Here is a 25454-nt window from a genome sequence, read left to right as displayed (position 1 = left end):
CGATTGTGACTGTTTATAGTTCGTTGTGGTCTTCGAGGAGGAAGTGGTGGGCGATCGACGTCCAGAGCTCGAGATGCGGATCTGTCTCGGGATCGCGTTCCATGAAGGTGTAGGTGAGGGCGACCCCGCGCATGCTGCTGAACAGCAGGTCGCGCACGGTGTCGAACTGTGGGTGACTGCTGTGCACCGGCCCGAACATCGTGGCGATGACGCTCTGGATCGCACGTCCGAGCCGGCGCTCGGCAGTGGCAACCTCGTCGCGTAGCGCCATGTCGGTGCGTGCGGCCGACCAGAGTTCCATCGCGGCCCAGAAGTAGGGCTGACGAAAGGTGTTCCACAATTGGTGAATTGCGGTGTCGATCCGTTCGGATCCGCCGGGGTCGGGGTCGTCGGTACGTTCGAACCAGCTCTCCATCTCGGCTATCCGCTCGCCGGCAAGGTGATGTGCAGCGGCGACCAGCACGGCGTCGCGGGAGGGAAAATGGTGCAGCAGTCTGCCGCGGGTGACCCCGGCGCGTTCCTGAATGGCCACGGTGGTTGTGCTGCTATAGCCGAGTTCGATCAAGGCATCGACGGCGGCGTCAAGGATGAGCGCTTGGCTGCTGGCACGCCGGCTCGCTTGCGACTTGCGGGTGGGCGGGTCGACAGTCGTCATCTCGGCATGATAACTGAAATTGGATAGTTGCAGTCAGCACTGACTTTTACTTGCCGGGCGTTCGTCAGCTCAGCGTGCGTTCCTGGATGGGTTCGTTGGCACGCCAACCCCGTCACGTTCCATCAGTCGTCCTGACGGTCGACCGCTCCGTCGCGGCCCGCTCGTGACCGGCCAAAACGGCTGTGCTGCAAAACCCCTCAGCCTCGCGCGATGATCACCGGAACGCGAGCCGCCTGGACGACGGCGGAACTGACCGAGCCCAGCAGGGTGCTCGCCACCGCGCCATAGCCGCGACTGCCGACGACGAGCAATTGTGCCGTCTCCGCCTGTTCGACGAGGTGGCGCGCGGGCTGGTCCAGCACGACGACGCGGCGGACCGCCACGTCGGGGTAGCGCTTCTGCCAGTCCACCAACTCGGCGGAAACCTCTCGTTCGACGTCCGGTCGCAGGTCATCCCAGTCGAATCGGGGGAGTTCCCAGGCACCCGGTGACCACCAGGCGTGCAGCACAACGAGTTCCACCCGACGCCACTGCGCCTCCTCGAAGGCCAGCGCGATGGCAGATGTGGATGCCGCGGAGCTGTCGAAGCCCAGCACGACCGGATCCTTCGAGTCATGGGGCGGCAGGTAGTCATCATGGGTCACGGTGACGGGGCAATGGGCCCGGTGCACCAGTGCGGTGCTGACCGAGCCGAGAAAGGTCCGCGACAAGGCCCCCCGCCCGCGATTTCCCACCACCACCATGCGGGCGTGCTTGGAGCGCTCGACAAGGGTGGCCGCCGGTGCGGCCGAACTGAATGCCGTCGTGACCCGGACGGCGGCGTGGGCGATCTCCTTGGCGATCTTCTCGGCGTCTTCGAGAATTCGTCCGCCGAGTTCCTGCTGCCAGTCGAGCAATCCGTCCGGCGGCGGCAGAACCGGCCAGGTGCCGAGAATGGGCGCAACCGCGTAGACGATCGTCAACGTCGAGTCGTGAAGGGCCGCTTCGGCGGCCGCCCAGCGCAGCGCCGTCTCCGACGACGGGGAACCGTCGACACCCACCACGATGCCCGCGTCCAATGATCCGCCCATGATCGGTCGATCCCTTCGTCAGGGTGGGCCGCGGCCCATCGGGGCGCCCGGCACTGCCAACCTATGATGCGCCGCCGCCTGATGGAAGGGTCATTCGGCCTGACACGCCGCTGCATCCCGGCTGATCACTCGGTGAGGCGCGACGGCTGGTTCAGTCGGGAAACGAACGCGGCCGCCTGTGCGCGCCGCTCCATCCCGAGTTTGGCCAGCAGCCGGGACACGTAGTTCTTGATCGTCTTCTCCGCGAGGAACATCCGGGCGGCAATCTGCTTGTTGGTCAGGCCTTCGCCGATCAGTCCGAGCAATGTTCGCTCCTGGGCGGTCAACCCGGAGAGCGGATCGGAGTGTTCGGCCGATTCGCGCAACTTGGCCATCAACGCCGCGGCGGCGCGATTGTCGAGCAGTGATCGACCGGCCCCGACGTCCTTGATCGCGCGGGCGAGCTCCATTCCCTTGATGTCCTTGACCACGTAGCCGCTGGCCCCGGCGAGGATGGCATCGAGCATGGCTTCCTCGGATGTGAACGAGGTGAGCATGAGGCAGCGGAGATCGGGCATCCGGGCGAGCAGATCACGGCACAACTCCACACCGTTGCCGTCGGGCAACCGCACGTCCAGCACCGCCACGTCCGGCCTCAGGGCGGGGATCTGCGCCAATGCATGAGAGACCGAACCGGCCTCGCCGATGACCTGCAATTCGGGGTCGGTGCTGAGCAGGTCGATCAGTCCGCGTCTGACCAGTTCGTGGTCGTCGACGAGAAACACGGTCACCATGGCTTTCCAACCCTCCCGCAGCCGACCGCGGACGGGTGACGATTGTGCGGGCTGCGGGCGGAGTCTGCGTCCACCACATTGCCATGCGTCAACCCCGCGGCAGTAGGGCCCTTTGGCACCTCGGCGGTGACCAACGCCTCCAGATCGCCCGGCTGCACCGCAATATCGTCGTCCCGAGAGCGAAGGAGATCGACATGACATCATTCGGTGCACCGGCGGGTCCACATGGGGTCGTCGTGGGAGTGGACGGCTCGACGGCATCACTGGCGGCGCTGGATTGGGCGGCGCGTGATGCGGATCTGCGCGACCTCCCGCTCACCCTCGTCCACGTGCTGGCTCAGGTGGACGCCGCGGCCTGGATCGACGTACCCATTCCCGAGGACTTCGTCGAGATGCGGGATCGGCGCGGTGAGGAGATCATGCGTGATGCCGTCGACGCGGTGACACAGCGGATTTCCGATCGGTCCCGCGTCCCCATCCGGCAGTGCATGGTCGAGGGTCGTGCCGCCGGAACGCTGGTGGACATGTCCAAGGACGCCCAGCTGGTCGTGGTGGGATGTCGGGGGCTCGGCAAGATCGAGGGTCTGATCCTCGGCTCGGTGAGTGCAGGCCTGTTGCATCACGCCCATGGCCCGGTTGCCGTTGTCCACGAAGAGTTTTCGGCGTCTGAACGTCCGGCCGACGCGCCGGTGATGGTGGGCGTCGACGGCTCACCTGCGTCAGAACTCGCCGTCGAGGTCGCCTTCGACGAGGCATCCCGGCGGGGTGTCGGGCTGATCGCCGTGCATGCGTGGCTCGACCGCAGCGCAACCGTACCCGGACTGTACTGGGAGGATTTCCGCGTCGATGCCCAGGAAACCCTCGCCGAGCGGCTCGCCGGCTGGTCGGAGCGTTATCCCGACGTCGCCGTCGAGCGCACCGCGGTGGAGAGCAAGCCGGCCGAGCAGCTCATCGCGCTCTCGGAGGCGGCTCAGCTGGTGGTCGTCGGCAGCCACGGGCGCGGCGGGTTCGCCGGCCTGCTGCTCGGTTCCGTCGGTTCGGCGGTGGCGCACGGAGCGCGCAGTCCCGTGATCGTGGTCCGTCCGCGGTGACGTGCATCGCAGCGGTCGACGGGCCCTCACGGTAGGAGAACCGCAGCTCCCGCGATACGCCCCGACTTGAGGTCATTCAGTGCCCCGTCGGCGCGATCCAGCGGGTAGGGAAGCGCGGTGACCTCGATACGGTGCTGTCCGGCGAACGCCAGGAACTCACGAGCGTCTGCGCGCGTGTTCGACGACACCGACCGGATCTGTCGTTCCTGGAACAGATGACGTTGATAGTTCAGGGCGGGCACGTCACTGAGATGGATGCCGGCGATCGCCAGGGTGCCACCGCGGTCGAGGCCCTCGAGCGCGGGCGGCACCAGGTCACCGACCGGTGCGAACAGAATGGCGGCGTCGAGCGGCACCGGCGGTGGGTGGGCGGCTCCCTGTGCGGACGTGGCGCCCAGCGCGAGGGCCAGTTCGCGCGCCTGCCGGCCCCGGGTCATGACATGCACCTCTGCCCCCTGGGCGAGGGCAACCTGAGCGGTGATGTGCGCGCTGCCGCCGAAACCGTAGATGCCGAGCCGGCCGCCGGGCGGAAGCTGCGCCCGCAGCAGCGACCGGTACCCGATGATGCCCGCGCACAACAGCGGGGCGAGTTCGGGGTCCGAGTAGCCGGACGGTAGCGGATGCACGTAATCTGCTGGTGCGGTCAGGAACTCGGCATAGCCGCCGTCGGCGTCCCATCCCGTGTAGCGCGAGTCCGGGCAGAGGTTCTCGGCGCCGCGCACGCAGAAGCGGCAGCGCCCACAGGTGTGGCGGAGCCATGCGACGCCCACCCGGTCGCCGACGGCGATACCCGGCCCGACGCCGGCGCCGATCCCGACGACCTCGCCGACCACCTCGTGACCGGGAGTGACGTGTGGTCGGTGTACCGGTAGGTCGCCCTCGGTGACGTGCAGGTCCGTGCGGCACACCCCGCACGCCGTCACGGCGACCAGCACCTCGTCCTCGCCGGGTTCTGCGACAGCGGTGGTGACGTACTCGAGGGGACGTGTGGTGAGCGGGCCCGGAGAGGTAGCCCGCCACGCCGACATCATGTGCGTGCTCACCCGTCCATCGTCGGTCATGGCGGACTGCTTGGGATGAGGACGGCCGATTGATTGCCTCCCGGGGTCTTTCGGCCCTAAGCCGGACGGCCATCCACGGGTTACGTTTGTGCGCACATGCTTCACACGATGAGCAGTTTTGCTCGAGGGGGCGCCGACCGTGCTCAATCATGTCGTCCCGACAGCGGGCCACGTTCGTGCGATGGACCGGGATGAGCTGGGTGAAGTCATCGCCTCGGTGCAGGCCAAGTTCCCGGAACGGCCGCGGGAGGAAGTCGAGGATGTGGTGCGCGGCGCCTACCGGGATCTGGCGGGCACGGCGACGGTCACCGCGCATCTGATTCCCTTGACGCTGAATCGCAGCATGCGCCTGATGCGGATACAGCGCAATCGGCGCCCTGCGAATGGCCGCGGCGAAATCCTGGTCCTGGCCGAGACCTCGGCCCATAGTTGCGGATGAGCAGTCGCGTCGCCGGCTGGCGCCACTGGGCGCCGGGAGTGGCCAACCTGCAGGGGTATCGACGGCATTGGTTCCGGGGCGATCTGCAGGCGGGGTTGAGTGTCGCCGCCTATCTGGTGCCGCAGAGCATGGCTTACGCCACCCTGGCCGGTCTCAGTCCGGCCGTGGGCTTGTGGACCGCCCTGCCGGCGCTGCTCGTCTACGCCGTGCTCGGTTCCTCTCGGCAGCTGTCGATCGGTCCGGAATCGACCACCGCCCTGATGACGTCCTCGGCGTTGGCGGTGGTGGTCGCCGACGGCGACCCGGCGCGCTACATCGCCTGTGCGGCCGCGCTGACCCTGCTGGTCGGGCTGACCTGTTGCCTGGCAGGAGTTCTCAGACTCGGGTTCCTGGCCGGCCTGCTGTCGAAACCGGTTCTGGTGGGATACATGACCGGGATTGCGATCGCCATGGTGGTGAGCCAGTCGGGCACCCTGCTCGGGCTCGACCTCTCGCGCTCCGACGTACTGGGGCAGGCCCGCGAACTTCTCGCTGATATGGGCGACCTGCACTGGCCCACCGCCGTTCTCGGCGCCGGGCTGCTCGTGTTCCTGCTGGCCTTCGATCGGTTTGTGCCCCAGGTGCCCGGGCCGCTGATCGGTGTCCTCGGCGCCACGCTCATCGTGTCCGTCTTCGCGCTGCACCAGCACGGCATCGACGTGGTCGGCGCGATCCCCCTGGGCATACCGGCACCGGGTCTACCGGAGATACCACTGGAAACGGTGCGCGAACTCATCGTTCCCGCACTGGGAATCGCGATCGTCGCATTCTCGGACGATGTCCTGACCGCCCGGGGCTTCGCCGCCCGCTCCGGGCAGGACATCGATGCGAATGCCGAATTGCGCGCGCTGGGGGTCGCCAATCTGGCGGTGGGGCTGGCCCGGGGATTCCCGGTGAGTTCCAGCGGAAGTCGCACCGCACTCGGCGTGGCCGCGGGTGCACGCACACAGGTGTATTCGCTCGTGATCGTGGTCGTGGTGTTCGGCGTCGCGACCTGGGGCCGTGGCTTGGTCGCGGCGATTCCTTCCGCTGCCTTGGGGGCGCTCGTCGTGTTCGCGGCGATCAAGCTCGTGGACCTTGCGGAATTCCGCAGGCTCGCTCGATTCCGGCGCAGCGAACTGCTTCTCGCGGTGGTGACAGCCGTCTGCGTGCCGGTGTTCGGAGTGCTCAACGGGGTGCTGGTGGCAGTCGTGCTGTCGATCCTGGAACTGATGCGGCGCATCGCCCGTGCCCACGACAGCGTGCAAGGTCTGGTACCGGGCGTGGCGGGCATGCACGATGTCGACGACTACCCGCAGGCCGAATTGATACCCGGATTGGTGGTGTACCGGTACGACGCGCCGCTGTGCTTCGCCAATGCCGATGACTTCCGCCGGCGTGCGATCGCCGCCGTCGACCGGTCACCGACGCCGGTGCGCTGGTTCGTCCTGAACGCCGAGGCCAACGTCGAAGTGGACATCACTGCTCTGGACGCTCTGGACGGGATCCGGCAGGAGTGCGACCGGCGGGGCATTGTCTTCGCGATGGCGCGGGTCAAACACGATCTGCGCGAGGCGTTGCGCGCCGCGGGCATGCTCGAACAGATCGATTCTGACCGACTCTTCATGACCCTGCCGACGGCGGTGGCTGCCTACCGGCGGTGGTGCAGCGCGCAGGCGGGTCCCGAGCTTTAGGGACTTCGGACTCTGTGTCTGACCCGAGGACGGCGCGATATTGAGATGACAACTTCGTGTTTCACCAGCAGCGTCGAAAGAGATGACCGTGCACTTTCCTGACATCGCGACGATTCGCACGGCGCTGTCGATGGCCACCCGCGCTCCGTCGGTGCACAATTCGCAGCCCTGGCAGTGGCGAGTGGGCGACCGAAGCGTTCACCTGTACGCCGACCACGGCCGGCGTCTATCACGTACCGATCCCGATGGACGTGACCTCCTGATCAGTTGCGGCGCGTCGCTGCACCACGCCACCACGGCGTTCGCCGCACTGGGCTGGCAGTGCAAGGTCAGCCGGTTGCCGAACGCGGCCGAGCCCGATCATCTGGCGGCCATCGAATTGACGATCGGTGAGCCGGATGAGAAGGACATCGCATTGGCTGCCGCCATCCCGCGCCGCCGCACCGACCGCCGGTACTTCAGCCACTGGCCGGTGCCGCACGCGGATGTCGTGACGATCGGGGTGCGGTTGGCCCGGATGGGAGTGCAGCTGCGCCACGTCGAGACGACGATCGACATCCGGGCGATCGTCGCCGAGGCGGTGTGGCTGCACGCCAACGACGCCGAGTACCTGGCAGAGCTGACGACGTGGAGCGGTCGTTACTCGTCGATTGCCGGGGTGCCGGCGCGCAGCACCCCGGAGTCCGACTCGATGGCCGCTCTACCCGGTCGGCTGTTCGCCGGGCCGGCGCTGGCGCAGCCGCCCGATGCCACGGCCGAAGACGATCACGGACTGCTGTTGGCGCTGGGCACCGGGGACGACGATGCGCTGAGCCGGTTGCGGGCCGGCGAGGCGACCAGCGTGGCGCTTCTGACCAGTACGGTGCTGGGGCTGGCCAGCTGCCCGGTGTCAGAGCCGCTGGAAATCGCCGAGACTCGTGCCGCGCTCCGATCCGAGGTGTTCGATGACGAAGCCTATCCACAGATGATGCTCCGCATCGGTTGGGCGCCGGTCGGTGCCGACCCTTTGCCCGCGACGGCGCGGCGACCGGTCGACGATGTCGTGCACACCCTCAACGGTGGCTCGGTGTCCTAGGCCGGGTGGTCAGTCCAGCACTACCGGTACGGTCCAGCGCACCGTGGTGCCGGAGCCGGGCGCGGTGAGAATGGTGCATTCCCCGCCGAGCTGTTGTGCCCGCCGCTGCATGTTGGCAAGGCCGCTGTGGCGCACGTTGTCTTCGGGTATGCCGTCGCCGTCGTCGACGATCTCCACGGTGAACTCGTCGTCCACCGTGACGGTGACGTTGATGTGCGAGGCATGTGCGTGTCGTACCGCGTTGCTGATGGCCTCACTGGCCACCGCCTCGGCGTGCTCGCACACCGGGCCGGCCACGCCGCCCAGCGGCCCCACCACCCGCACCGAGGTGGCGATACCGCTGTCACCCGTCAGTTCGGAGATCAACGCTTGCAGTCGGACGCGCAGGTCCGTGTTCTTGGTGGCGGGTGACTGCAGTTCGAAAATCGTCGACCTGATGGTCTCGATCGTGCTTTGCAGTTCGTCGACCGTGCGGGTGAGGCGATCGTTGACCTCCGGCGACCTCGACCGCGCGATGGTGCCTTGCACGTCCAAACCGGCGGCGAACAACCGCTGGATGACGTGGTCGTGCAGGTCGTGCGCGATGCGCTCGCGGTCGGCGAGCACGGTCAATTCGCGTTCGCGTGCCCGCGACGACGCCAGGGTCAGCGCGATCGCGGCGTGCCGGGCGAAGTCGCGGACGAGGTCGAGATAGGACGGGTCGAACGGTGCGGCGTCCCGGTGACGGGCGATCGCGATGACACCGATCACGGCGTCGTCGAGGGTGAGCGGCATGACGATCGCCGGCCGCTGACCGACATCGGTGAAGGAGCGGATCGGGTGCAGGAACGACTCGGTGATGACCGGCAGTTCCGAGCGGAACACGCTGCCGCTGGTCGACGAATCGACGGGGACACGCTGTCCGATGACTTTCTCGGCGTGCAACCCGACCGCCGCGGACACGATCAATGTCTGGGCGTCATCCGGTTCGCCGGTCTCGGGCACCAGGACGATCGCCTGCTCGGCGTCGGTCAGTTCGCGCGCGCGTTCGGCGATCAGGCGCAGCGGGTTCTCGGATCCCGGGCCGCCCGAGAGGAGGGCTGTGCTGATTTCGCGGCTTGCCTGCATCCAGGTGGCGGCCGCCCGTACCCGCTCGAACAGCCGGGCGTTGTCGATGGCGACCGCCGCCGCCGAGGCCAGCACCCGGACGGACACTTCGTCGTTCTCCGAAAACGTTGGCCCCGAACGGTCGTGGGTGACGTACAGGCTTCCGTACACCTCCCCGCGGATGATGATGGGTACCCCGAGAAAGGCGTGCATCGGGGGATGGTGCGCCGGGAAACCGGCCGCCGCCGGGTGATCGGACAGATTATCGAGCCGGAGCGCAGGGATGTCTGCCAGCGCGACACCGAGGACGCCCTTGCCGACCGGTAGCGGCCCGATGCGTTCGACGAGTGCGGGGTCGATGCCCTGGTGCAGGAAGGACGTCAGCGCGCCGCCGCCGTCACGCACCCCCAAGGCGCCGTACCGCGCACCGGTCAGCGTGATCGCCGCGTCGGTGATGCGATCGAGGGTGGCGTCCAGATCAAGGTCGGAGCTGATGCCCATGATGACGTGCAGCAGCTTCTCGGTCTGATCCCGGGCGCCCTGTAACTCGTCGAGCTGCTGGTGTATCTCGCCGACCAGGTCGGGGTTGCCCAGACGGGTGAACGCTGATCGTTCTTTTTTGATGTCCACGGCACCCCCTGCGGGTCAGGGTACGCGTTTGTGGGCGGCCGCAACACGGCGATGCGGGATCAGGTTCGAGTTCCGCGGCAGTGTGGAAAACCGTGGCAACGTCGGGCCGGATGGCCGACGCCGTGACCAAGGAAACCCAGGCAGAGGGCCTTTGGCCCTGTCTGCCGAGGGCGGGCCGGTGGTTACCTGAGATGGGCCGATCAGCCCCGTCGCAGTGACTCATAGAGGGAGACGACATGAACGTGTCGCAACGGGCTGACGGTCATACACGTCATTTCGCCAGGGTTCTCGGACCGCTCCTTGGCATCATGTCGTTCGCCGTGCTGCTGCGTGCCGACGATCTGACACCGATTCTGTCCGAGTTCTCCGCCAGCGCCGTGTGGCCCTGGGTGACCGGTGTGTTCGTGACGGCCGCGGGGATCGCGGTCGTCACCTTTCACCGGTCATGGCGGGGCCCCACCGCGTTCATCGTTTCGCTGCTGGGTTGGACGATGCTGGCAAAAGGCATCCTGCTGCTCACCTTTCCCTCCGCGCTGGATTCGCTGGCACACCGTATGTTGAGCGCGACGGCGGTCGTGCCCGTTGTCTACGCGTTGCTGATGGTGGGTTCGCTCTATCTGAGCTACATGGGGTGGCGGCGTTCCGAGCGTCCCCACAACGACCAAGGCGCGTCTGCGGGTAAGTGGCCGAAACACCTCACGGTTGAGGACCACCGGCCCTAGCCCAGGACTGCGAACCGTCGCATGGTGACCACATGGTCAAGTACATCGTGAACGGGGTGGTGGTCGTCGCCGGCCTGGTGGGTTTGCGGCAGTTCTACCGAAACTGGGGCACCACGAAGGGGGAGTGCAGCTCGCGGCTGCCCGGCGATGACCTCGTGGGTGCGCCGGCCGTCCAGACCACCGAAGGCGTGTGGGTGGACGCACCTGCGGACGCGGTCTGGTCGGAGTTGTTGCGGACCCTTCGGAATCGTGCCGGCGTGAGCCGATGGCTGGCCGCGCCGTTGCAGGTGGCCCAGCTGTCCGAGGGCGCTGTCCTGGTGTTGCAGTCGACGCCGAAGGGTTTGCACGCGGGCGCCGTGTGGTCGGTAAGCGTGATTCCGCACGGTGCGGACCGCTGCCGGGTACTGCTGCGGAACCGCATCGGTCTGCGACACCCCGGTCAATTCGTCGGCGTGGAACTGCTCGGTCCCGTTCGGGCTCTCGTGACACGGGCCATGTTGCGTGGCGTCCAGCGTCGAGCAGAAAGCGCCCCATTCCGGGTAGCAGCCGAGGCGGTGGGAGTGCGCGGATTCGCCGACGCCGACGCGGATCCGGTAGCGCGCTGATTCGCCACGTCCGCACGGGATGGCGGCGGCGCGTCAGTGCCGCGTCACCGGTGGCATCATCTCAGCGGACAGGCGAAAGGACTCCGGAGTATGGATGTGCACCCCTTCCCCATCCTCGCGGCAGTGCTGGCGCTGGCCACCCTCGCCGGGCTCGTCGTCGCCCGACTGCACCAGCCTCTACTCGTCGCGTTCCTGGCGGTCGGCGTCGCCGTCGGTCCGGTGGGCACCGGATGGGTGTCGGCCGACGGAACGATAGAACTGTTGGCCGACTTCGGCATCGCACTGTTGCTGTTCCTCGTCGGGCTCCGCCTCGATGTGCAGATGATTCGCAGCACCGGCCCCGTGGCGGTGGTCACCGGGCTGAGCCAGGTGGTGATCACCGCGGTGGTCGGATACCTCGTGGCGTTGGCATTCGGAATGGATGGCCTCACCGCGCTCTACATCGCCCTGGCACTGACCTTCTCGTCGACGATCATCATCGTGAAGTTGTTGTCGGACAAGCGCGAACTCGACCAACTACACGGGCGCATCGCGGTCGGCCTGCTCATCGTGCAGGACCTCGTGGTCGTGGTCGTGATGATCGTGCTGACCGCTTTCGGGCAGGACACCGGCGGCGGGCTCGGCCACGGCGTGGTGGATGTGCTCCTCAAAGGGGCGGGGCTGCTGGGCGCGGCGTGGCTGTTGATGCGCTATGTGCTGCCCCGGTTACTGCCGCACATCGCAAGAATGCCGGACCTGCTGGTGTTGTTCGGCGTCGCGTATGCGGCGTCGATGGCCGCGCTGAGCGAATGGTTGGGATTCAGCTCCGAAGTGGGTGCCTTTCTCGCCGGAGTGTCGTTGGCGAGCACACCGTTCCGGGACGCCCTAGGGGCCCGGCTGGCCAGCCTGCGTGACTTCCTGCTGCTGTTCTTCTTCCTCGAACTGGGCTCCCGACTCGAATTCACCGATGTCGCAGGACAGATCGTCCCGGCAGTGGTGTTCGCCGCGCTGGTCCTGATCGGAAAGCCGTTGATCGTGATCGCAGTGATGTCGATGATGCGTTATCCGTTGCGCGTCAGCGTCCTTGCCGGACTACCGCTGGGGCAGATATCGGAATTCTCGTGGATCCTGGCCGCTTTGGGGCTCAGCCTCGGTCACATCACCAACGCCACGGTCAGTCTCATCACCCTGGTGGGACTCATCACGATCGCCGTGTCGACGTATCTGATCACCTATTCCGAACAGATCTACGACCGCGTCAAGAGCGGTTTGGCTCGCCTCGAGAGGCGCCGGCCCCGCGATCCGAAATCCGTTGTCGCTGATGATTGTGACGTGATCCTCTACGGCCTGGGCCGTTTCGGCGGACACCTGGCCCACCGGCTGAGCGAGGCCGGCCACCGGGTGCTCGCGGTGGACTTCGATCCACACCAGATCAAGACGCATTCCGGCGACGAGTTCACCGTGGTATTCGGCAGTGCCGAGGACGAGCAGCTGCTCGAGGCGCTGCCGCTGGCACAGGCGAAGTACGTCATCAGCGCTATTCCGATAGTTTCGGTCAACCTGACGCTCTTACACGCCCTGCGCCACCACGGATTCGACGGCACCATCGCGCTCACCGCGCACACCCACCACGATGCCGAGCGCCTGCGCACCGCCGGGGTCCACATCGTGCTCGAGCCCTTTCCACGGCGGCGCGTGCGACATCGGACACGCTGCACGAACTGCTCACCGACGGCGGCGGTGCGACGGGTGATGTCGGAGAGTCCGGAGGTCACGGTGACCGATAGGTCTCGGCAATGCGCCTGGCCGCCGCCGATGCATGCCGAAATCGTCGAACGGAACCTGCTGCCGCACAACGACGATGTAGTCTGACGTGAGAGTTGACGGTTCAGAAAGGGCGGTCTCGTGATGTCCACAGGTCACGATCACTCGCCGGATCGCGATGACGAGGCCGAACCGGACTACCGCTTCACATTGGCAAACGAGCGCACCTTTCTGGCCTGGATCCGCACGGCACTGGCGCTGATCGCCGGCGGTATCGCCGTGGTGCAGTTCGTGCCGTCCTTCGGTATCCCGGGTGTGCGGCACGGTCTGAGCGTGGTGCTCACCGCGGGTGGTGGGCTGCTGGCGGCGCTGGCGGTACGGCGCTGGCAACGCGTACAGACCGCGATGCGGCGCGAAGAGGATCTGCCGACTACGTATGTCCCGCTGCTGCTCGGCGGCGCGATCTTCGTTGTCACCGTCGCCGTGCTGGTGATCCTGGTCGTGTGGCCGCCGGGTGGGCGGTGAGGTGTCCCGCCGCGAGCCGTGGAAGCCCGGTCTTCAACCCGAACGCACCCTGTTATCTTGGGAGAGAACCGCATTCGGGTTCTTGATCGGCGGCGCCCTGGTGCTGCTGCGGGAACACGGCCTGCTGGGACCCGGACGGACGGCGCTTGCGCTGACGGCGACGCTGCTGGCGTTGCTCATCCTCGCGCTGGGTTACCGGCGATCGCACCACATCAGGGACAGCCCGGTGGTTGCGGGACGAACGGTCATGTCTGCCCCGCGCGCCGAGGTGCTGCTGATCGGTGGTGTCACGATCGCTTTCGCCATCGCGATTGTCGTCGTGCTGCTGTACTCCGTGATTCTGGGCTAGCTCACGAGACCCAGCTTCTCGGCCTGGTCGAAGGTGTCGTCGACAAGGACCACAGACCGGTCGGGTCCGTCGATCAACGAGGCGGCGATGGAGGATCGGTAACCGGAGGCGCAGTGCACCCACACGTCGCCGCTGGGCACTTCATCGATGCGCCTGCTGATTTCGTGCAGCGGGATGTTGAGCGCGCCGGGAATGTGGCCGTCGTCGAACTCGCCGCTCTGCCGGACATCGACCACGGCGGGCCGTCGCGTGCCGAGCACCTCGGCCAGGTCGGCGAAATCTGCGACCCGATAGGACCGTAGCGGTGTGTCCCCGGTCAGCGTGTGTACCTCGCCCACGGCCGACCCGGTGAGGTTGTCGACGCCGATGCGTGCCAGTTCGCGCCGGGCATCGGCGATCTGGGACTCGCTGTCGCCGATGAGGGTCAACGGAGATCCCCAGGAGTAGAGCCAGCCCAGATAGGTGGCGAAGGAATCCGAGAGCTCGAACCCGACGGTGCCGTCGAGGTGCCCGGCGGCGAAGGCGGTGCGGTTGCGCAGGTCCACCACCCACTCGCCGGCGTCGATGCGCCGACGCAGTTCGGCCGGGTCCACCGGCAGTGGAAGCGACAGGTCCACCGGCGCCGGACCGCGGGCGTTGATGACGCCCATGTGTGCGTAGTAGGCCGGGTAGTCCGACAGGCCGGCGATCAGCTCGTCGACATAGCTCTGCTCGTCCTGGGTCAGTGCCGGATTGTCCTGGCGCTGATCGGCAATGGTCGACGCGTCGCCGCTGGCCGGGGTCGCCGAGCAGAAGCTGCCGAAGCCGTGCGTCGGGTAGACCTGGGCGTCTTCGGGCAGTTCGGCCGCAAGCCGACGCACCGAGTGGAACTGCGCGTGGCTGAGCTCTTCGGTGTGCTCGGAGCCCAGCAGATCGGTACGGCCGGTCGTGCCGTGCAGCATCGACCCGCCGGTGAACACAGCGCGCACCGCGTCGGCGGCGTCGTGCAGCACGTAGCTGACGTGGTGGTGAGTATGCCCGGGGGTGTGCATGACCCGCAGCCGGATCGGCCCGACATCGATCACGTCGCCATCGCCGACAGCGCGGCGTTGGTAGCCGACCTCATCACCGGCCGGAACCACGTATTGGGCATCGACGGTGCGGGCGAGTTCCAGACCGCCGGTGACATAGTCGTTGTGGATGTGTGTCTCGAGCACATGGGTGATCCGCACCGCCCGCTCGCGGGCCAGGTCGAGCACGCGGTCGATATCGCGTTGCGGATCGATGACGACGGCGATGCCGTCGATGCCGATCAGGTAGCTGCGGTCACCCAGTCCGGTGGTTTCGATGATGGCCACGTCGACCTCGGAGGGTGACGTGATATCGCTGTGCGGCAACGTCATCGGCTGTCCCCGTCCAGGGAGTCGAGGGCGGCCCGCAGCTTGGTGGCGGCCTCGTCGGCGACCGCGCGCACGCCGGGCTGATCGGAGAGCGCAACCATCACCTGGGGATCCATCGCGTCGACGATCACCGTGTCGGCACCGGCGGTGGTATCGGCTCGCACCGCGACGTTGCACGGCAGCAGCAGGCCGATCTGCCGGTCGGCGGTCACCGCCCGGTGTGCCAGCGGGGGATTGCAGGCACCGAGGATCAGATAGTCCTCGATGTCCTCGCCCAGCTTGGCTTTCAGCGTCGCCTTCATGTCGATCTCGGTCAGTATGCCGAAACCTTGTTCGGCCAAGGCCTTTCGAGTCCGCTCCACCGCATCCTCGAATGTGGTGTGCAGCGTCGTCGACAGTGCGTAACCCATATCTACCTCCTGATCAGGCGAGTGCCATGAACAATTTCTCCAGTTCGGCTTCGGTCATCGGCTGCTTGCCGTCGTGAGCCTCACCGGTAAGGCATTCCCGCATCCCGGTGGCGACGATCTTGAAGCCGGCCCTGTCCAGGGCGCGTGACACCGCCGCAAGCTGGGTCACCACGTCCTTGCATTCGCGGCCCTGTTCGATCATCGAGATCACTCCGGCGAGTTGTCCCTGTGCCCTGCGCAGCCTGTTGAGCACTGCGGCGATTGCGTCTTCGTCACCGACCATGGTGTTGTTCCTCTCTTCGGACAGTACAGCCATGGTACCCGCGGGGGTATTCCTCGCGGTCATGATGCGGCCGCCGGTCGCGAGCCCGACGCGGCGATGAGCCGCCGCAGCGGGCAGTGTGCGAACCGGGTACAGGCGAAGGTCATGGCCGCCGCGACCGCCGTGAGTGCCGCGGCGGCGATCCCGACGCCGGGATGGATCTCCTGGGCGAGGATCACCGACGACATCGTCAGCACGAACCAGCCGAAGGACTTCCGCAGCGCGTCCGGGTCGACCTTTGCGGTGAGACGGGCCCCGAGCAGGGCGCCCACCACGGCCGCGGCGGTCACCGCGCCCGCCACTGCCCAGTCGATCTGGACGCTGGACAGATAGCCTCCGAGGCCGGCAAAGGATTTCATCGCGATGACGATCAGCGAGGTGCCGACCGCGACGGGCATCGGCAGGCCGCCGAGCAGTGCAAGGGCGGGTACGACCAGGAATCCGCCGCCCGCGCCGACGAGTCCGGTCACCAGGCCGACGGCGAGCCCTTCGGCGACGATCTTGGGCGCGGGCATCCGGTGCGCCTCGCCGGTGACCTCGATGTTCTTGCGTCCCCGCAGCATGGCGATGGCGGTGGCGATCATCATCACGGCGAATCCGATCAGCAGGACGCTGCCCGGAATGAACCGGGACAGCAAGCCGCCGCCGTACGCGCCGGCCATGCCGGCGGCGCCGAAGATCAAGCCGGTACGCCACTGCACCCTGCCGGCGCGGGCGTGCGAGATCGCGCCGATCGCGCTGGTGACGCCGACGACCAGCAGTGACGTGGCGATGGCCTGCTTGGCGTCCATCCCCGCGACGTAGGCCAGCAGTGGGACGGTGAGGATGGACCCGCCGCCGCCGAGCAATCCCAGGGCGACGCCCACGAACACGGCCAGCCCGATGGTGAGAACGATCATGTCGGTCATCGGGCACTACCCGCGCACGAGTTGGGACACGATGGTGTCGGCGTCGCAGGCGGCGCCGCGGTTGTAGGGCAGCTTGGACAGCATCATGCCCATCGCGCAGGTATTGGACAGCGCCGCGAAGGTCAGTCCGCCGCCGATGGCGCCGGCCACCCACTTGAGTCGGGGGGCGGCGATGCTGCCCAGCACGCTGCCCAGCACGATCGACCCGGCGACCAGCCGCACCTGACGCTCGAGGTCCCAGCGCTGCGCGCCACGGTTGACGGCGAAGCCCTTGGCCTCCCAGGCGGTGATACCGCCATCGAGGATGTGCACGTTGGTGAACCCGGCGGTGCGCAGCGTTTCCTCTGCCTGGGTGGCGCGCTGTCCGGAGCGGCAGACCAGGACGACGTCCTCATCGAGGTGCTTGATGATCTCGTCGCGATGTTCGCGCAGCAGGTCCAGCGGGACGTTGTAGGCGCCGGCGATATGCGCCGACTCGAACTCGCCCGGGGTCCGCACGTCCAAGACCCGCGGTGGGGTCGGCGAGTCGAGCAGCTCGCTGAGGTTCTGCGAATCGATGGTGGTGGGTGCGGTCATGGTGACGGGGTCCTTCCGGCTGGCCGGCGGTGACCAAAGCCTCTAGGCCGTGGATACCACCGGGGGTATGTTTACCTATGAGTGTAGATATACCCCCACCGGTATTGTCAAGTGGGGAATCAGATACCCCCCGGGGTAGTTGACATACCCGTACGGGTATAGCCATGATGGCCGTACCCACCGCCGAACGAAAGGGACCATCGCCATGAAGTTCACCCAGTACTACCTGGACTGCCTCTCCCATGCGTCGTATCTGATCGGTGACGAAACCACCGGTCGCGCAGTGGTTGTCGATCCGCAGCGTGATGTCTCGGAGTACCTGTCCGATGCGCGGGACATGGGCATGGCGATCGAGCTCGTCATCGAGACGCATTTTCACGCCGACTTCCTGTCCGGCCACCTGGAACTGGCCAAGGCCACCGGCGCCAAGATCGTCTACTCCTCGGTCGCCGAGACCGAGTTCGAGTCGATGGGCGTGGCCGACGGTGAGCGTTATTCGTTGGGCGAGGTGACGCTGGAATTCCGGCACACCCCCGGCCACACCCCGGAATCGATGAGCATCGTGGTCTTCGAGCACGCGCACGACGAGGTGCCCTACGGCGTGCTCACCGGTGACGCGCTCTTCATCGGTGACGTCGGCAGGCCGGACCTGCTGGCCTCGATCGGCTTCACCCGTGAGGAACTGGCCGACAAGCTCTACGACTCTCTGCACAACAAGCTGATGACCTTGCCCGATGCCACCCGGGTGTACCCGGCGCACGGTGCGGGCTCGGCGTGCGGCAAGAACCTGTCGACCGACCTGTGGTCGACGATGGGTGAGCAGAAGGAGACCAACTACGCCCTGCGGGCCCCCGACAAGGCGACCTTCATGGATCTGGTCACCGCGGGGCAGCCACCCGCGCCGAGCTATTTCGTCTACGACGCCATCCTCAACCGCAAGGACCGCGAGCTGCTGGATGAGACCAAGATGCCGGCGTCGATGACCTATGAGCAGGTCCTGGCAGCGCTGGCGGCCGGTGCGGTGCTGGTCGACGGACGCGGTCCGGAGGACTTCGCGCTGGGACACCTGCGCCAGGCGATCAACATCGGACTGGAGGGCCGCTACGCCGAGTTCGCCGGGTCGGTGCTGCCCACCGGTGTCGACATCGTGCTGTTCACCGAGCCGGGACAGGAACTCGAAGGCAAGAACCGCCTCGCCCGGATCGGATTCGACCGGGTGATCGGATATCTCGACGCACCCTTCGAGGTGATGTTCTCCCATCGCGATGACGTTCAGGTGGCCTCGCGGCTGACGGCCAAGGCATTCGACCAGCGCGCCGCCGAGCTGAGGGATCTGCAGGTCGTCGACGTGCGCAATCCCGGCGAGGTCGAAGCGGGCACCATCCCGGATGCGATCGCCATTCCGGTCGGACAGCTGCCCAGCCGGTTGAGCGAGCTCGATCCCACCAAGCCGACGGTCGTGTACTGCGCAGGCGGATACCGGTCCTCGGTGGCCGCAAGCCTGCTGCGCCGGAACGGCTTTGGCGACGTCAGCGACATCCTGGGCGGGTACGGCGCCTGGGACGAATCACACCAGAACGCCTGAGGAAAGGGCATCATGATCACCGCCAAACACCAGATCCTCATCGTCGGCGGCGGGACGGCCGGTATCTCGGTCGCCGCGCGCCTGCTTCGCAACGGCCATTCCGACGTCGCCGTCATCGAGCCGTCCAGCAAGCACTACTACCAGCCACTGTGGACGCTCGTCGGCGGTGGCCGGGCAAAGGCATCGACGACCGAACGGTCCGAGGCCTCGGTGATGCCCAAGCAGGCGACCTGGATCAGGAACGCGGCCGCGGCCGTCGACCCGGAGGCCAACACGATCACCTGTGCCGACGGCGCGGTCTACTCCTACGACGTGCTCGTGATCTGTCCCGGCATCCAGCTGGACTGGAATCGCACCGAGGGATTGCGTGATGCGCTCGGCAAGGGCGGGGTGTCGTCGAACTACCGGTTCGATCTCGCACCGCGTACCTGGGAGTTCATCCGCGACATGCGTTCGGGCAGTGCGGTGTTCATGATGCCGTCGGGGCCGATCAAATGTGCCGGAGCGCCGCAGAAGATCGCCTACCTCGCGGCCGACTATTGGCGCAAGCAGGGCGTACTCAAAGACATCGACGTCCACCTGGTGGTACCGACGCCGCGGCTGTTCGGCATCCCGGCAATCGCCGACAACCTGGACACGGTCGCCGCCGGATACGGCATCACGGTGCACACCAACGCCGAGGTGACCTCGGTCGACGCGGCATCGCACAAGGTCGGGGTGTCCGGGGTCGGGGAAAGCGGATCAGACACCATGCTGTCCTACGACGTGCTGCATGCCGTGCCGCGCCAATCGGCTCCGGACTGGATCAAGTCGAGCGCGTTGTCGACCGGCGACGCAAACGGGTACGTCGAGATCGACAAGCACACCATGCAGCATGTGCGCCATCCCAATGTCTTCAGCCTCGGTGACGCCGGATCGTCACCGAACTCGAAGACCGGCGCGGCGATCCGCAAGCAGGCGCCGGTCGTCGTCGACAACATCGAGGCATTTCTGCAGGGCCGGCCACTGGGCGCCCGCTACGACGGCTATGGTTCGTGCCCGATCGTCACGTCATCGCACTCGATGCTGCTGGCGGAGTTCGACTACGACCTGAACCTGACCCCGTCGATCCCGCTGCTCGACCCGACCACATCCCACCGCAGCTATTGGTACCTCAAGAAATACGGGCTGCCGTTCATGTACTGGAACCTGATGCTCAAGGGTCTGGCCTGACCATGCGCCGAACGCGGTCGTCAACGCGTTCGGCGCACCCGTGTGCCGGCGTTCCCTCGAACGATATCGGCGATCTGTTCCAGTGACCCGATGACGGCCTCCCTGCCGGTGTTGCGTGCGAAATCGCACGCCGCTTGGACCTTCGGTCCCATCGACCCGGCGGGAAGGTCGAGGCCGGCGATGTCTTCGGGTGTGACCCGGCCGAGTCGCCGCTGGCTCTCGGAGCCCCAGTCGGTGTAAACCCCGTCGACGTCGGAGGCGATGACGAGCAGATCGGCGGCCAGTTGCTCGGCCAGCAGCGCAGACGCGAGGTCCTTGTCGATGACCGCTTCGACGCCGCAGAGCCGGCCGCTTTCGTCATACGTCGTCGGAATCCCGCCGCCGCCGGCACATATCACGATGGTGCCCTGTTCGACGAGACGGCGAATCGGCCGGATCTCGAAGATCCGCTTGGGTTTCGGGCTGGCCACCACGCGGCGAAACGCGTCACCGTCGGGTGCCATGGTCCAGTTGCCGGCTGCCTGCAGACGTTCGGCAGTCTCCCGGTCGTACACCGGCCCGATGGGCTTGGTGGGATGGGCGAACGCGGGGTCGTCGCGGTCGACCTCGATCATCGTGAGTAGCGTGGCGAGTGACTGGTCGTCCGGCAGGAGGTTGCCCAGCTCCTGCTCGATGACGTAGCCGATCATCGCCTCGGTCTGGGCGCCGAGCACGTCGAGCGGATACGGTGCGACGTCGTGGTAAGCGGCCGACTGCAACGCGAGCAGGCCGACCTGCGGACCGTTGCCGTGAGCCACGACGATCTCGTTACCCGGGGCGATCGCGGCAATGCGCTCGGCGGCCACTCTGATGTTGGCACGCTGATTCTCCGCCGTCATGGGCTGGCCGCGCTGCAGTAACGCGTTGCCGCCCAGGGCAATCACAATCCTCATGGTCAGGCCAGTGCCGAGACGAGGACCGCCTTTATCGTGTGCATTCGGTTCTCGGCCTGCTCGAAGGCGATGTTCGCCGGGCTCTCGAACACATCGTCGGTGACCTCGATGCCGTTGGACAGGAACGGATATCGCGCCGCGATCTTGGCGCCGACCGTGGTCTCGCAGTTGTGATAGGCGGGCAGGCAGTGCATGAAGTTCACCCGCGGGTTCCCCGAGGCCTTCATCAGGGCGGCATTGACCTGGAAGGGCATCAGCATGTCGATCCGCTCGCCCCACGTTTCCAGCGGCTCGCCCATGGACACCCACACATCGGTGTGGATGAAGTCGACCCCGCGAACCGCCTTGTCCGGATCGTCGGTGAGGGTGATCCGCGCCCCCGACGCATTGGCGAACTCGCGGCACATCGCCACATGGTCATCGCTGGGCCACAGGTCCTTCGGTGCGCCGATGCGCACGTCCATGCCGAGCTTGGCCCCCACCAGCAGCAGCGAGTTGGCCATGTTGTTGCGGCCGTCGCCCACGAAGGCGTAAGCGATGTCGTGCAACGGCTTCGGGCAGTGTTCGGTCATGGTCAGCACATCGGCGAGCATCTGGGTGGGGTGGAACTCGTCGGTGAGTCCGTTGAAGACCGGGACACCGGCGTACTCGGCGAGTTCGTCGACGGTTTCCTGAGCGCTGCCGCGGTATTCGATGGCGTCGTACATGCGGCCGAGCACCCGGGCGGTGTCCTTCATCGATTCTTTGTGCCCGATCTGTGACGATGTCGGATCGATGTAGGTCACGTGAGCACCCTCGTCGTGGGCTGCGACCTCGAACGCGCACCGGGTTCTCGTTGACGTCTTCTCGAAGATCAGTGCGATGTTCTTGCCCGCCAGACTGTTTCGCGGGCTGCCGGAGTACTTGGCCCGCTTGAGATCACGGGACAAATCGAGCAGGTAGTGCAGGTCCCGGTCGGTGTGGTGAACGAGGCTGAGCAGACTGCGGTTGCGGTTGTTGAACGGCATGTCGAAGGGGTCCTTACGTCAGGGATCAGGTGTAGAGCGGGTCGCGCTGGATCGGGCACGTCATGCATCGGCCGCCGCCGCGCCCCCGGCCCAGCTCGCTGGCGTCGATCGTGACCACCTCGACGCCGGCCTTGCGCAGTGCGGTGTTGGTCAGCGTGTTGCGGTCGTAGCCGATGACGACGCCGGGCTCCAGAGCGACGACATTGTTGCCGTCATCCCACTGTTCGCGCTGGATACCGTAGACGTCGCCCGCGGTGGTGACGACCCGGAAGTCCACGCCCACGGCGTCGCCGATCGTGTCGATCAGGCCCTTGGGTTCGCGCCGGACGTCCAGGCCTGACGGGGACGTGTCGTCGGGGCGCAGACTGATCGCCACGATGCCGTCGACAACGGGGGCGAACGCTGTCACCAGATCCCGGTCACAGAAGGTGAACACGGTATCCAGATGCATGGCTGAGCGGGTCTTCGGCAGGCTGGCGATGATCACCCGCTCGGCCGCGCCGGCGGCGAACAGGTTGCGCGCCACCTGGCTGATCGCCTGGTGCGATGAGCGTTCGCCCATACCGATCACCACGAGGCCCCGGCCGATCGGCATGACGTCCCCACCTTCGAGGGTGCCCAGTCCGTGGTCGACCGGCTGCCCGTCGATGTCGCCCAGCCACACATCGAACGTCTCGTCGGTGAAGGCGGGGTGGAACTTGTACACGGCGGTGGTGAGCAGCGTCTCCTGACGCCGCGCCGGCCAGTACATCGGGTTCAGCGACACGCCTGCGAAGATCCAGGCGGAGTTGTCGCGCATGAACTGGGTATTGGGCAGCGGCCGGATGACGAACCCCGCCGGGTCCAACGAGTTGAACATCGACAGAAAGTTGCTGTCCACCTCGTCGACCACGTCCTGGTACGCGACGCCGCCGATCAGGAACTCCGCCAACCGATCGGGAGGCAGCTCGGTCAACCAGGACCGGATCTCGTGGGTGAGCCCCGGTCCGACGAGATCATCGGTCACCTTGCGGTCCAATAACCATTCGCGGGCATCCGGCTTGCCCACCACCTCTGCGAGCAGATCCTGGAGCTCAAGCACCTCGACGCCGCGGTCGACCATCTTGGCGACGAAGTCGAAGTGGTCGCGGCGCGCCTGCTGCAACCAGATGACGTCGTCGAAGAGCAGCTCGTGGCAGTTTTCCGGGGTGAGGCGTTGGTGGGCGAGGCCGGGCGCGCAGACCATCACCCGGCGCAGCTTGCCGGCCTCGGACCATACCCCGAGCCGGGCGTCGGCCGCGTTCACAGGACCGCGAGGTTGCCGGTGGCCATCATGACGGCTGCCAGAATGGAGGTCAGTGCCACCACGGTGACGACGACCCATTCGGGGGTGGTGAACGCGGGCAGCCGGCTCTCCCGGCGTGCCCACAGGTACAGGGCGGTGCCCGCGAGATAGAACAGCGCCGCGACGAGCAGGTACTGCCAACCGCCCGCGTACACCAGCCACACCGCGTAACCGAGGGCGACGACGCCGATGGCCAGATCCTTGGCGCGGCCGTGACCGTTCTCGTAGGTCTCACCACGCACGGCCAGCAGCACCTGGTAGGCCGCCGACCAAAGGTAGGGCAGCAGGATCAGTGATGTCGCCAGGTAGACCAGGTTGGTGTAGGTGCTTGCGTTGGCCAGCGTCCACAACAGCAGGACCTGGACGCAGATATTGGTGAGCCACAATGCATTCGCCGGCGCGCCGTGAGCGTTCTCCCGCGCCAACGCCTTCGGTATCACGTGTTCATGGGCGGGCAGGCGCAGGATCTCGACGCACAGCAACACCCACGCGATCAGGGCGCCGAGCAGCGAGATGACCAGACCGACCGAGATGAACGCAGCGCCCCAGCTGCCCACCTGACTCTCCAACACACCGGCCATCGACGGGTCCGGAACTCCGGCAAGGTCGGCCTGTGCCATCAGGCCATACGACAGCAGGTTGACCATCAACAACAGCGCCAGCACACCGACGAACCCGAGCACAGTCGCCCGCCCGACGTCCCTGCGCTTGGCGGCCCGCTGTGAATAGACGGCCGCCCCCTCGATGCCGATGAACACCCAGACCGTCACCAGCATCATGTTCTTGACCTGTGTCATCGTGTCGCCGAGCGACGCACCATCGATCTGCGTGGCCTTGCCCCAGAAGTCGGCGCTGAACAGTCCCGCCTTGAACCCGACGGCGGCGATGGCGATGAACACCAGGATCGGGACGACCTTCGCGATGGTCACCACGACGTTGACGAACGCTGCCGTTTGAACGCCGCGAAGCGTCAAGAAGTGCACGATCCACAGCACTACCGAGGCGCCGATGATGGCGGGAACGGTGGCGCCGCCCTCGAAGGCGGGGAAAAAGTACCCCAGCGTCGAGAACAGCAGCACCAGGTAGGCGACGTTGCCCACCCAGGCCGAAACCCAGTAGCCGAAGGCCGATGTGAAGCCGACGTAGTTGCCGAACCCGGCGCGGGCATAGCCGTAGACGCCGCCGTCGACGTCCGGCTTACGGCTGGCCAAGGTCTGGAACACGAACGCCAGGGTCAACATGCCGACGCCGGTGACGGTCCATCCGATGAGCAGCGGACCGGGCGCGGCGCTGGCGGCCATCTGTGACGGCAGCGCGAAGATGCCGCTACCGATCATCGACCCGACCACGATGGCGGTCAGGGATGCCAGCCCGAGGCCGGTCTTGCGGCCCCGCGGACGGGTCGCCGGCGGTGGTGAGATGAGCGTGTCGGACATCGTCGTCCTTCCGATTGGTATCGCGACGGCGTGAGTGCACCCGCCGGATCTGACGCTATGGCCGCGCTCGCGGGCGAGTAGGAGGCTTTGGTCCCCGAATCCAGGTCATAGGTCACCGTCGCCCCGGGGTGACCTTTGGCCCCCGGGGAGGGGCCAAAGCCCCCTGTCCCGTCCACAGGGGATGCGCGACGATCTCGGAGAGACCGCAGCACGGGGATGCCGTCGACGACTGGGCCTCGGTGATCCCGCGCTGAGTGCGGCTGACCGGCCTGTGTCAGCACGCAGGTCTGACCCGGCCACAGTGTTGTCGCGACCCGAAGGATCACCGTCGATGAAGTTCTCCGAAGCCGGCCCTGTCACCTCGATGGCCGAGGCGGAGTGCTGGGATCAGCTGTCGGCCATGACGCTCGGCCGACTCGTGACGAGCAGCGACTCGAAACCCGATATCTTCCCGGTGAACTTCGTCGTTCAGCGGCGCACCATCCTCATACGCACGGCAGAAGGTACGAAACTCGCCGCGGTATCGCTCAATCCGTGGGTGGCGTTCGAAGCCGACGACCATGATGTCGCGCGCGGTTGGAGCGTTGTGGTGCGCGGCCACGCCGCGGTGCTCGACTCAGCCGCGGACATCGCGCTGGCGGAGAAGGCGCAGGTGCTGCCCTGGACGGCGACGGCGAAGCAGCGGTTCATCCGTATCGAGCCGACGGGGATCGTCGGCCGCCGCTTTGCCTTCGGCTCCGAACCTTCATGAACAGTGGGTTTCCTCCGTAACCGGCGCGGGTCGCGGCGCGATCGCCTGCTGTGGACCGGGTCCGGCAGCAAAGAAC

General features: G+C 66.7%; 26 protein-coding genes. 12 read left to right on the top strand and 14 right to left on the bottom strand.

The window, feature by feature from the left end:
* Positions 1-13 precede the first annotated feature (13 nt).
* From EXE63_RS06310 to EXE63_RS06300, 3 genes are all read right to left on the bottom strand, one after another.
* Positions 14-655: a TetR/AcrR family transcriptional regulator gene (locus EXE63_RS06310; protein WP_168141264.1), complete on the bottom strand. Its 642-nt coding sequence runs from the start codon at positions 653-655 to the stop codon at positions 14-16.
* Positions 656-852: 197 nt separating this feature from the next.
* A complete protein-coding gene (locus tag EXE63_RS06305; RefSeq protein ID WP_168141263.1) occupies positions 853-1725 on the bottom strand; it encodes a universal stress protein in 873 nt (290 codons plus the stop codon).
* Between the two features lie 125 nt (positions 1726-1850).
* A complete protein-coding gene (locus EXE63_RS06300) occupies positions 1851-2498 on the bottom strand; it encodes a response regulator (protein WP_168141262.1) in 648 nt (215 codons plus the stop codon).
* 194 nt (positions 2499-2692) lie between these two features.
* Between EXE63_RS06300 and EXE63_RS06295 the strand changes: the two genes are divergently transcribed.
* A complete protein-coding gene (locus EXE63_RS06295; RefSeq protein ID WP_168141261.1) occupies positions 2693-3589 on the top strand; it encodes a universal stress protein in 897 nt (298 codons plus the stop codon).
* Positions 3590-3615: 26 nt separating this feature from the next.
* On the opposite strand, the gene EXE63_RS06290 is transcribed toward EXE63_RS06295, so the two are convergent.
* Entirely contained in the window at positions 3616-4650 is a 1035-nt protein-coding gene (locus EXE63_RS06290) for a zinc-binding alcohol dehydrogenase family protein (protein ID WP_234904386.1), read from the bottom strand.
* A 181-nt stretch (positions 4651-4831) separates the two neighbouring features.
* Between EXE63_RS06290 and EXE63_RS06285 the strand changes: the two genes are divergently transcribed.
* From EXE63_RS06285 to EXE63_RS06275, 3 genes are all read left to right on the top strand, one after another.
* A complete protein-coding gene (locus tag EXE63_RS06285) occupies positions 4832-5089 on the top strand; it encodes a three-helix bundle dimerization domain-containing protein (RefSeq protein ID WP_168140738.1) in 258 nt (85 codons plus the stop codon).
* Positions 5086-6801, top strand: a complete 1716-nt coding sequence (locus tag EXE63_RS06280; protein ID WP_168141260.1) for a SulP family inorganic anion transporter — start codon at positions 5086-5088, stop codon at positions 6799-6801. The genes EXE63_RS06285 and EXE63_RS06280 overlap by 4 nt, the downstream gene beginning before the upstream one ends.
* A gap of 82 nt (positions 6802-6883) precedes the next feature.
* The gene (locus tag EXE63_RS06275) at positions 6884-7876 is read left to right on the top strand and encodes an Acg family FMN-binding oxidoreductase (protein ID WP_168141259.1); all 993 of its coding nucleotides are present in this window, start codon (positions 6884-6886) and stop codon (positions 7874-7876) included.
* 9 nt (positions 7877-7885) lie between these two features.
* On the opposite strand, the gene EXE63_RS06270 is transcribed toward EXE63_RS06275, so the two are convergent.
* Positions 7886-9529: a GAF domain-containing sensor histidine kinase gene (locus EXE63_RS06270; protein WP_234904544.1), complete on the bottom strand. Its 1644-nt coding sequence runs from the start codon at positions 9527-9529 to the stop codon at positions 7886-7888.
* Between the two features lie 371 nt (positions 9530-9900).
* Between EXE63_RS06270 and EXE63_RS06265 the strand changes: the two genes are divergently transcribed.
* From EXE63_RS06265 to EXE63_RS06245, 5 genes are all read left to right on the top strand, one after another.
* Positions 9901-10314 carry a hypothetical protein gene (locus EXE63_RS06265; protein WP_168141258.1) on the top strand — a complete coding sequence of 138 codons (414 nt, stop codon included), beginning with the start codon at positions 9901-9903 and terminating at the stop codon, positions 10312-10314.
* A 32-nt stretch (positions 10315-10346) separates the two neighbouring features.
* Positions 10347-10919 (top strand): SRPBCC family protein, encoded by a 573-nt coding sequence (locus EXE63_RS06260; protein WP_210000325.1) that lies wholly within the window; start codon positions 10347-10349, stop codon positions 10917-10919.
* A 90-nt stretch (positions 10920-11009) separates the two neighbouring features.
* Entirely contained in the window at positions 11010-12770 is a 1761-nt protein-coding gene (locus EXE63_RS06255; protein ID WP_234904385.1) for a cation:proton antiporter, read from the top strand.
* A 36-nt stretch (positions 12771-12806) separates the two neighbouring features.
* On the top strand, positions 12807-13187 hold the full coding sequence (locus EXE63_RS06250; protein WP_168141257.1) for a YidH family protein: 381 nt from the start codon (positions 12807-12809) through the stop codon (positions 13185-13187).
* Between the two features lies 1 nt (position 13188).
* Positions 13189-13536: a DUF202 domain-containing protein gene (locus EXE63_RS06245; RefSeq protein WP_168141256.1), complete on the top strand. Its 348-nt coding sequence runs from the start codon at positions 13189-13191 to the stop codon at positions 13534-13536.
* Here EXE63_RS06245 and EXE63_RS06240 read toward each other — a convergent pair.
* The 5 genes from EXE63_RS06240 to EXE63_RS06220 are packed head-to-tail and all read right to left on the bottom strand — an operon-like array spanning position 13533 to position 17131.
* Positions 13533-14918: an MBL fold metallo-hydrolase gene (locus EXE63_RS06240; protein WP_168141255.1), complete on the bottom strand. Its 1386-nt coding sequence runs from the start codon at positions 14916-14918 to the stop codon at positions 13533-13535. The genes EXE63_RS06245 and EXE63_RS06240 overlap by 4 nt on opposite strands.
* Positions 14915-15325 (bottom strand): DUF302 domain-containing protein, encoded by a 411-nt coding sequence (locus tag EXE63_RS06235; protein WP_168141254.1) that lies wholly within the window; start codon positions 15323-15325, stop codon positions 14915-14917. Before EXE63_RS06235 ends, EXE63_RS06240 begins: the two co-directional genes overlap by 4 nt.
* Positions 15326-15338: 13 nt before the next feature.
* Complete coding sequence (locus tag EXE63_RS06230; RefSeq protein WP_168141253.1) at positions 15339-15608, bottom strand: metal-sensitive transcriptional regulator; 270 nt, start codon at positions 15606-15608, stop codon at positions 15339-15341.
* 59 nt (positions 15609-15667) lie between these two features.
* A complete protein-coding gene (locus EXE63_RS06225; protein WP_168145431.1) occupies positions 15668-16546 on the bottom strand; it encodes a sulfite exporter TauE/SafE family protein in 879 nt (292 codons plus the stop codon).
* 15 nt (positions 16547-16561) lie between these two features.
* Positions 16562-17131 carry a rhodanese-like domain-containing protein gene (locus EXE63_RS06220; RefSeq protein WP_168141252.1) on the bottom strand — a complete coding sequence of 190 codons (570 nt, stop codon included), beginning with the start codon at positions 17129-17131 and terminating at the stop codon, positions 16562-16564.
* Positions 17132-17336: 205 nt separating this feature from the next.
* Between EXE63_RS06220 and EXE63_RS06215 the strand changes: the two genes are divergently transcribed.
* Both EXE63_RS06215 and EXE63_RS06210 read left to right on the top strand, forming a co-directional pair.
* Positions 17337-18716 (top strand): MBL fold metallo-hydrolase, encoded by a 1380-nt coding sequence (locus EXE63_RS06215; protein ID WP_168141251.1) that lies wholly within the window; start codon positions 17337-17339, stop codon positions 18714-18716.
* A gap of 12 nt (positions 18717-18728) precedes the next feature.
* On the top strand, positions 18729-19928 hold the full coding sequence (locus EXE63_RS06210) for an NAD(P)/FAD-dependent oxidoreductase (protein WP_168141250.1): 1200 nt from the start codon (positions 18729-18731) through the stop codon (positions 19926-19928).
* A 20-nt stretch (positions 19929-19948) separates the two neighbouring features.
* Here EXE63_RS06210 and arcC read toward each other — a convergent pair whose 3' ends face one another.
* From arcC to arcD, 4 genes are read right to left on the bottom strand one after another with little or no spacing between them, the layout of a single operon-like run.
* Positions 19949-20860, bottom strand: a complete 912-nt coding sequence (gene arcC / locus EXE63_RS06205; protein ID WP_168141249.1) for a carbamate kinase — start codon at positions 20858-20860, stop codon at positions 19949-19951.
* Between the two features lie 2 nt (positions 20861-20862).
* Positions 20863-21867, bottom strand: coding sequence for an ornithine carbamoyltransferase (locus EXE63_RS06200; protein WP_168141248.1), 1005 nt, complete (start codon positions 21865-21867; stop codon positions 20863-20865).
* 25 nt (positions 21868-21892) lie between these two features.
* Positions 21893-23092 carry an arginine deiminase gene (locus EXE63_RS06195; protein WP_234904543.1) on the bottom strand — a complete coding sequence of 400 codons (1200 nt, stop codon included), beginning with the start codon at positions 23090-23092 and terminating at the stop codon, positions 21893-21895.
* Positions 23093-23148: 56 nt separating this feature from the next.
* Positions 23149-24627, bottom strand: coding sequence for an arginine-ornithine antiporter (gene arcD / locus EXE63_RS06190; protein ID WP_168141246.1), 1479 nt, complete (start codon positions 24625-24627; stop codon positions 23149-23151).
* A 364-nt stretch (positions 24628-24991) separates the two neighbouring features.
* Here arcD and EXE63_RS06185 point away from each other — a divergent pair, with 364 nt between their 5' ends.
* Complete coding sequence (locus EXE63_RS06185; RefSeq protein WP_234904384.1) at positions 24992-25378, top strand: pyridoxamine 5'-phosphate oxidase family protein; 387 nt, start codon at positions 24992-24994, stop codon at positions 25376-25378.
* Positions 25379-25454: the final 76 nt, after the last annotated feature.

The sequence above is a fragment of the Mycolicibacterium frederiksbergense genome (assembly GCF_012223425.1).
GTDB classification, from domain to species: Bacteria; Actinomycetota; Actinomycetes; order Mycobacteriales; family Mycobacteriaceae; genus Mycobacterium; species Mycobacterium frederiksbergense.
The sequence above is the reverse complement of the archived record's forward strand: the minus strand, read 5'-3'. Positions and strand labels throughout refer to the sequence as shown.

What these genes read in the sequence shown, in the direction of transcription:
- EXE63_RS06310 (WP_168141264.1), bottom strand. Translation starts at nt 655, where the DNA reads ATGACGACTGTCGACCCGCCCACCCGCAAGTCGCAAGCGAGCCGGCGT.
- EXE63_RS06305 (WP_168141263.1), bottom strand. Translation starts at nt 1,725, where the DNA reads ATGGGCGGATCATTGGACGCGGGCATCGTGGTGGGTGTCGACGGTTCC.
- EXE63_RS06300 (WP_168141262.1), bottom strand. Translation starts at nt 2,498, where the DNA reads ATGGTGACCGTGTTTCTCGTCGACGACCACGAACTGGTCAGACGCGGA.
- EXE63_RS06295 (WP_168141261.1), top strand. Translation starts at nt 2,693, where the DNA reads ATGACATCATTCGGTGCACCGGCGGGTCCACATGGGGTCGTCGTGGGA.
- EXE63_RS06290 (WP_234904386.1), bottom strand. Translation starts at nt 4,650, where the DNA reads ATGACCGACGATGGACGGGTGAGCACGCACATGATGTCGGCGTGGCGG.
- EXE63_RS06285 (WP_168140738.1), top strand. Translation starts at nt 4,832, where the DNA reads ATGGACCGGGATGAGCTGGGTGAAGTCATCGCCTCGGTGCAGGCCAAG.
- EXE63_RS06280 (WP_168141260.1), top strand. Translation starts at nt 5,086, where the DNA reads ATGAGCAGTCGCGTCGCCGGCTGGCGCCACTGGGCGCCGGGAGTGGCC.
- EXE63_RS06275 (WP_168141259.1), top strand. Translation starts at nt 6,884, where the DNA reads ATGACCGTGCACTTTCCTGACATCGCGACGATTCGCACGGCGCTGTCG.
- EXE63_RS06265 (WP_168141258.1), top strand. Translation starts at nt 9,901, where the DNA reads ATGTCGTTCGCCGTGCTGCTGCGTGCCGACGATCTGACACCGATTCTG.
- EXE63_RS06260 (WP_210000325.1), top strand. Translation starts at nt 10,347, where the DNA reads ATGGTCAAGTACATCGTGAACGGGGTGGTGGTCGTCGCCGGCCTGGTG.
- EXE63_RS06255 (WP_234904385.1), top strand. Translation starts at nt 11,010, where the DNA reads ATGGATGTGCACCCCTTCCCCATCCTCGCGGCAGTGCTGGCGCTGGCC.
- EXE63_RS06250 (WP_168141257.1), top strand. Translation starts at nt 12,807, where the DNA reads ATGTCCACAGGTCACGATCACTCGCCGGATCGCGATGACGAGGCCGAA.
- EXE63_RS06240 (WP_168141255.1), bottom strand. Translation starts at nt 14,918, where the DNA reads ATGACGTTGCCGCACAGCGATATCACGTCACCCTCCGAGGTCGACGTG.
- EXE63_RS06235 (WP_168141254.1), bottom strand. Translation starts at nt 15,325, where the DNA reads ATGGGTTACGCACTGTCGACGACGCTGCACACCACATTCGAGGATGCG.
- EXE63_RS06230 (WP_168141253.1), bottom strand. Translation starts at nt 15,608, where the DNA reads ATGGTCGGTGACGAAGACGCAATCGCCGCAGTGCTCAACAGGCTGCGC.
- EXE63_RS06225 (WP_168145431.1), bottom strand. Translation starts at nt 16,546, where the DNA reads ATGATCGTTCTCACCATCGGGCTGGCCGTGTTCGTGGGCGTCGCCCTG.
- EXE63_RS06220 (WP_168141252.1), bottom strand. Translation starts at nt 17,131, where the DNA reads ATGACCGCACCCACCACCATCGATTCGCAGAACCTCAGCGAGCTGCTC.
- EXE63_RS06215 (WP_168141251.1), top strand. Translation starts at nt 17,337, where the DNA reads ATGAAGTTCACCCAGTACTACCTGGACTGCCTCTCCCATGCGTCGTAT.
- EXE63_RS06210 (WP_168141250.1), top strand. Translation starts at nt 18,729, where the DNA reads ATGATCACCGCCAAACACCAGATCCTCATCGTCGGCGGCGGGACGGCC.
- arcC (WP_168141249.1), bottom strand. Translation starts at nt 20,860, where the DNA reads ATGAGGATTGTGATTGCCCTGGGCGGCAACGCGTTACTGCAGCGCGGC.
- EXE63_RS06200 (WP_168141248.1), bottom strand. Translation starts at nt 21,867, where the DNA reads ATGCCGTTCAACAACCGCAACCGCAGTCTGCTCAGCCTCGTTCACCAC.
- EXE63_RS06195 (WP_234904543.1), bottom strand. Translation starts at nt 23,092, where the DNA reads ATGGTCTGCGCGCCCGGCCTCGCCCACCAACGCCTCACCCCGGAAAAC.
- arcD (WP_168141246.1), bottom strand. Translation starts at nt 24,627, where the DNA reads ATGTCCGACACGCTCATCTCACCACCGCCGGCGACCCGTCCGCGGGGC.
- EXE63_RS06185 (WP_234904384.1), top strand. Translation starts at nt 24,992, where the DNA reads ATGGCCGAGGCGGAGTGCTGGGATCAGCTGTCGGCCATGACGCTCGGC.